This window comes from Xanthobacter sp. BG11Y11_SDJG (assembly GCF_057364445.1).
Map to the genome: position 1 here is coordinate 1 of NZ_JBNFNU010000307.1, position 5207 is coordinate 5207.

Here is a 5207-nt window from a genome sequence, read left to right on the forward strand (position 1 = left end):
GCGGCTTGGGCGGCTGGGTTTCGCCGGCTCTGGCCGTTCTGCGGGTCGGGCTTCTGCGGCTCGGGCTTGGGGGGCTCCGGCTTGGGCGGGGATTGGTCCGCTTGGTCCTTGCCGGGCTCCCTCTTGTCCGGGTCCTTGCCGTCGGTCTTCTTGTCCTGGGCGCTGTCCGGGGGCTTGCGGTCGCCGCCCTGCTTCTGCGGGTCCTTGGCCGGGTCCGGCTTCGGCTGGCCTTCCTTGCCTTGGCTGTTCTTGTCCTTTTGGTCGTTCTGGCCCTGCTGGCTGTTCTTGTCCTGACCGCCGCCGCCCTGGCCGCCGCCCTGTCCGCCACCCTGGCCGCCCCCTTGGCCGCCGCCACCCTGCTGCTTCTGCTGCTCGTCCTTTTCCTTTTCGAGCAGCTTGCGCAGGAGCTCGCGGTTGTAGGCGGCGTCCTGGTGCTTCGGGTCGGCCTCCAGCGCCCTGTCATAGGCGGCGATGGCCTCCTCCAGCTTGCCGGCGCGGGCCAGCGCGTTGCCGCGATTGTAGTCGGCGCCGGGGGCGCGGGCGAAGCCTCCGCCGCGCCGCATAGTCGCCGGACCGGTAGAGCGCTGCGGCGCGCCAGGCGGGGTCCTCGGAACGCCTGAGCGGCGGCGCCGAAGTCTTCCCGGGAAGTGGGTGAGGCGCTCAGCACCGGATAGGGGGTGAAGCCGCCGAGCGCGCAGAGCGAGCCGAGCTTCATGGTCTGGCAGAGGTCGGTCAGCACGGCGAGATTGGCCTCGCGCCGCTCGCCGGCGATCACCTTTTCCAGGGTCTCGACGCCGCGGGTGGAGCCGATGCGGCAGGGCGTGCACTTGCCGCAGCTCTCATGGGCGCAGAATTCCATGGCGAACTTCGCCATGTGCGCCATGTCCACGGTGTCGTCGAACACGACGATGCCGCCATGGCCGATCAGCGCGTCCTTGGCCGCGAACGCCTCGTAGTCGAAGGGGGTGTCGAACTGCGAGGTGGGCAGATAGGCGCCGAGCGGCCCGCCCGCCTGCACCGCCCGGACCGGACGCCCGGAGGCGGTACCGCCGCCGATGTCGTTGACCAACTCACCGAGCGGGATGCCGAACGCGGTCTCGAACAGGCCGCCATACTTGATGTTGCCGGCGAGCTGGATGGGCATGGTGCCGCGCGAGCGGCCCATGCCGAAGTCCTTGTAGAACGTGCCGCCCTTTTCCAGGATCACCGGCACGGTGGCGAGCGAGATCAAATTGTTGATGACGGTGGGCTTGCCGAACAGGCCCTTATGGGCGGGCAGCGGCGGCTTGGCGCGCACCACGCCGCGCTTGCCCTCCAGGCTGTCCAGCAGCGCCGTCTCCTCGCCGCACACATAGGCGCCGGCGCCGAGCCGCATCTCCATGTCAAAGTCGACGCCCGAGCCGGCGATGTTCTTGCCGAGCAGGCCCGCCGCGCGGGCGATGGCGATCGCCTGCTCCATGACCGCGTAGGAGAGCGGATACTCCGAGCGGCAATAGACGAAGCCCTTGGTGGCGCCCACCGCGAGGCCGGCGATGGTCATGCCCTCGATCAGGCAGAACGGGTCCGCCTCCATGATCAGGCGGTCGGCGAAGGTGCCGCTGTCGCCCTCGTCGGCGTTGCAGACGATGTAGCGCTGGTCCGCCGGGGCAGCGGCGACGGTGCGCCACTTGATGCCGGTGGGAAAGCCCGCGCCGCCGCGGCCGCGCAGGCCGCTCTCGAACACCTCTTCCACGGTGGCCGCCGGGCCGAGCGCCACGGCGCGCTCGAAGCCCTTGTAGCCGCCATGGGCCTTGTAGTCGTCGAGCGAGAGCGGATCGATGATGCCGCAGCGGGCGAAGGTGAGTCGCGTCTGCTTCTTGAGGAACGGGATTTCTTCCACCAGGCCCACGCACAGCGGGTGCGGCGCGCCGTTCAGGAATCCGGCCTCCAGCAGGCCCTCCACGTCGGACGGCTTCACCGGCCCGTAGCCGACGCGGCCGGCCGGGGTCTCGATCTCGATCAGCGGCTCCAGCCAGAACAGCCCGCGCGAGCCGTTGCGCACGACCTCGTAGGTGACGCCGCGGGCGGCCAGGGCCGCTTCCAGCTTGCGGAAGACACGGTCGGCGCCGCAGGCGACGGCGGTGGCGTCGTTGGGGACGAAGATGCGGGGGCGGTTCACCGGGCCATCTCCTTCGCGCCGTCGCGGGCGATGTCGTGCGCGATCTCATCGATGGCGGCCGCGTCAAGGCGGCCGAGAAGCTGGCCGTTCACCAGCGCCGAGGGCGCGCAGGCGCACAGGCCCAGGCAATAGATGGGCTCCAGCGTCACCCGGCCGTCGGCCGAGGTCTCGCCCATGGCGACGCCGAGCTTCTCCTCCGCATAAGCGGCGAGCGCCGTGCTGCCCATGGACTGGCAGGCTTCCGCTGCGCACAGCTTCACCACATGGCGGCCGGCCGGCTCGCGGCGGAAGTCGTGGTAGAAGGTGACGACGCCCCACACTTCGGCCCGGGAGAGATTGAGGCTCTCGGCAATCATCGGCACCGCGGGCTCGGGAACGAAGCCGAAGGTGTCCTGGAGCGCGTGGAGCATCGGCATCGCCGCGCCATCCAGATGGCGGTGCTCCTGAATGACCTGCGCTGCGCGCTCGGTGCTCCACGGTTCATGGACCGCCATCGCTTCCACCCTTTTGAAACCGGGAGCCGCGCGATGCGCCGCCCCCTCTTGTGATCGTTTCAAAAGAGGATCGCACAGCGGGAGGCGGGATCAAGCCAGCTGTGGGATGTTGCGATAGAACATCTCTATCAAGAATGACCCGGCGCGAGATCCGAAATCACGTGCGGATTGGACTTGAGGTGCGACATTCTGGGTAGTTTAGGGTCATTCTGGGTATTTCAATCGCAATTCTCTATGCATATCGGATCATGATACCGTAACCCGCTATTGCTGCAGTGCAGCAATAGCGGGGTCTGTAAGCGTGGAGGCGGCGAGCTTCGGGGCGATGCGGCGCGCCTCCGCCACCAGCGCGGCGGTGATCGGCGTGGTCGGCTCGCGGTGCGGCACCACGAGGCCGATGGAATGGGAGATGTCCGGCTCGACGATGGGGATCGAGCGCACCAGCGTCGTCAGTCCCAGCGAATCCGCCAGCATCGCCGGCATCACGCTCGCCCAGTGGCCGGTGCGCACATGGGTGAACAGCACGATCATGGAATTGGATTCGAGCGTCGGCTTGGGTGGCCCGCCGGCGGCGGTGAGAAGGCTGTCGACGATGCGGCGGTTCTGCATGTCGGGGGTCAGCAGCGCCAGCGGCAGCTCGGCCACCTCCGCCCAGCTCACCTGCTCGCGATCGCCGAAGCGCGCGCTGGCCGAAGTCACGAGGCGGTAGCGCTCGCGGTAGAGCGGCACCGTGTTCACCTTTCCGAGCGGCTCGTTGTCGAGATAGGTGAGCCCGGCGTCGATCTCCAGGTTTTCCAGGTGATTCAGGATCTCGATGGAGGTCCGCGAGATGACCGTGAAGCGGACGTCCGGATGGCGCTCGCGGAACGGCGTGGTGAGCGCCGCCACCATGGGCAAGGCGGTGGGGATGGCGGCGATGCGCAGCGGGCCGGACAGGCCGCGCTTCAGCGCGTCGATGTCCTGCCGCATGGCCCGGTGGTCGGCGACGATGCGGCGCGCCCATTCCAGCGTGCGCTCCCCCTCGGGGGTAAAGCCGAGGAAGCGCGATCCGCGCTGCACCAGCAGCACGCCCAGCGTGTCCTCCAGCTGCTTGACCCCGGCGGACAGGGTCGGCTGGGTCACGCCGCAGGCTTCGGCGGCGCGGCCGAAGTGGCGTTCCCGGGCGAGGGCGATCAGGTATTCGAGCTTGTCGATCATCGCCGCATATCATGGCGTTCGCCGCCGGCGCGCAACTGGCGATCATCGCCGCAGCGCGGCATGGCGTTAACCGCGCCTCAACCATGCCGACGAAAGGCCCGCGCCGGAACGGATGCGCGTGTCCTGCCGCCAGGGCGTTCCGCGGCAACGAGAATTTGCCGGGCGTCGGCGCGGATGTCTCAGAACGTTACAATTCTCGGCTTGCCGCAGGGTGAGGCTTCTCGCCAAAACGCCATCATCTGGTTGCGCACTTGCTCTGCCGAAAGATCGGCGATGCGGGCGCGCGATGCTTCGGTGAAGGGGTCTCCATCAGCTCGATATCTTGGCGAAGAGGACGTCATGTCACGAAACCACTTCCGCGCGGCGCTGGGTGCCGCTGTTCTTGCTCTCGGGTTCGCGCACGCCGGCACCGCCGGCGCCGCGCCCTTCTCTCCCGCAACCGCGGTCGCAGCCCTGGGGGCGGCTCCGGAGGCCGCCGAACCCGTGCGCTGGGTCTGCGGCCCCTATCGCTGCTATTGGCAGCCGGGCGCCACCGTCGTGGTGCGGGGTACGCCGCGGGCTGGGGCGCGCCGCGTTATCCCTGGTGCTACTGGTCCAAGGTGCGTGGCCCCTATGGCGGCTGGCGCTGGGTCCAGGTCTGCCGCCGCTAAGGAGCGGCCGAGTTTTCTGACGGCGGATATTTGCGGGGCGGCAGCTGCGGGTGCCGCCCTTCTTTGCGTCCAATCGCGCAACCGTGAACACGACCATGGGAACCAAAGGGGCGTGTTAACTTTTTATTTACGTCTCCATTCGGAGCGGTGGCCGAATCTGGAGGATATGAGTCGCAGAGGTTTGTGCCATGCCCAGCTTGGCTCATGGATCGGTCTTGATCTCTCTCGTGGCGTGCCTGTTCGCCGCCGTCCTGATGGCGACGCCGGCCATTGCTTTGCTCATCGCGCCACACCACGCGCCGCCGGTCCACGTGCCCGGCATCACCAGCCACGTTTCGGCTTTGGCCTGACGTGCAGCGGGTAGCGCCGGTACTATTGTACTTTTAGGTAGAGCGCCCGAGGTGCAACCGTCACAAGGTTGTGGTTTGCTGCGCGCGCGGCTTCAGGCGGGCGCTTGGAGCCCACGTCGAACGGCATCGTCGGGGGGCCGGGCGGATGGGCCATATCGGGACAATCCTTATCGCCGCCGCGGTGTTCGCGGCGTGGGCGGCCGGCGCTGGGGCGCAGGAGAGTGCCTTCGAGTTCAACCGCCAGGAATGGCTCCGCCGGTCGGGCGCCGCGCCGCGGCCGGCGCGCTCGCGCCTCGCCCATCGGCGAGCAGGCGGCGCGGGAGATCGCCATCGCGCTGGTGGCCGATCCCGAGCTGCT

The 5207-nt window shown here is 68.5% G+C and carries 4 protein-coding genes and 1 pseudogene; 1 reads left to right on the forward strand and 4 read right to left on the reverse strand.

What is annotated here, in order from left to right:
* The 4 genes and pseudogenes from AC2W7M_RS19355 to AC2W7M_RS19370 all read right to left on the reverse strand — a co-directional run.
* A partial coding sequence (locus AC2W7M_RS19355) for a tetratricopeptide repeat protein (protein WP_486134164.1) occupies positions 1-563 on the reverse strand: 563 nt, incomplete at its 3' end.
* Between the two features lie 59 nt (positions 564-622).
* A pseudogene (locus tag AC2W7M_RS19360) lies at positions 623-2158 on the reverse strand (formate dehydrogenase beta subunit); the annotation flags it as partial.
* On the reverse strand, positions 2155-2652 hold the full coding sequence (locus AC2W7M_RS19365) for a formate dehydrogenase subunit gamma (RefSeq protein ID WP_486134159.1): 498 nt from the start codon (positions 2650-2652) through the stop codon (positions 2155-2157). The gene AC2W7M_RS19365 and the pseudogene AC2W7M_RS19360, both read right to left, overlap by 4 nt.
* A 264-nt stretch (positions 2653-2916) precedes the next feature.
* Positions 2917-3849: a LysR family transcriptional regulator gene (locus AC2W7M_RS19370; protein ID WP_486134161.1), complete on the reverse strand. Its 933-nt coding sequence runs from the start codon at positions 3847-3849 to the stop codon at positions 2917-2919.
* An 865-nt stretch (positions 3850-4714) separates the two neighbouring features.
* On the opposite strand from AC2W7M_RS19370, the gene AC2W7M_RS19375 reads away from it, so the two are divergent.
* The gene (locus AC2W7M_RS19375; RefSeq protein ID WP_486134162.1) at positions 4715-4849 is read left to right on the forward strand and encodes a hypothetical protein; all 135 of its coding nucleotides are present in this window, start codon (positions 4715-4717) and stop codon (positions 4847-4849) included.
* Positions 4850-5207 lie beyond the last annotated feature (358 nt).

Excerpts from the sequence above, each read along its gene's own strand:
- AC2W7M_RS19370 (WP_486134161.1), bottom strand. The coding sequence starts at position 3,849 with ATGATCGACAAGCTCGAATACCTGATCGCCCTCGCCCGGGAACGCCAC.
- AC2W7M_RS19365 (WP_486134159.1), bottom strand. The coding sequence starts at position 2,652 with ATGGCGGTCCATGAACCGTGGAGCACCGAGCGCGCAGCGCAGGTCATT.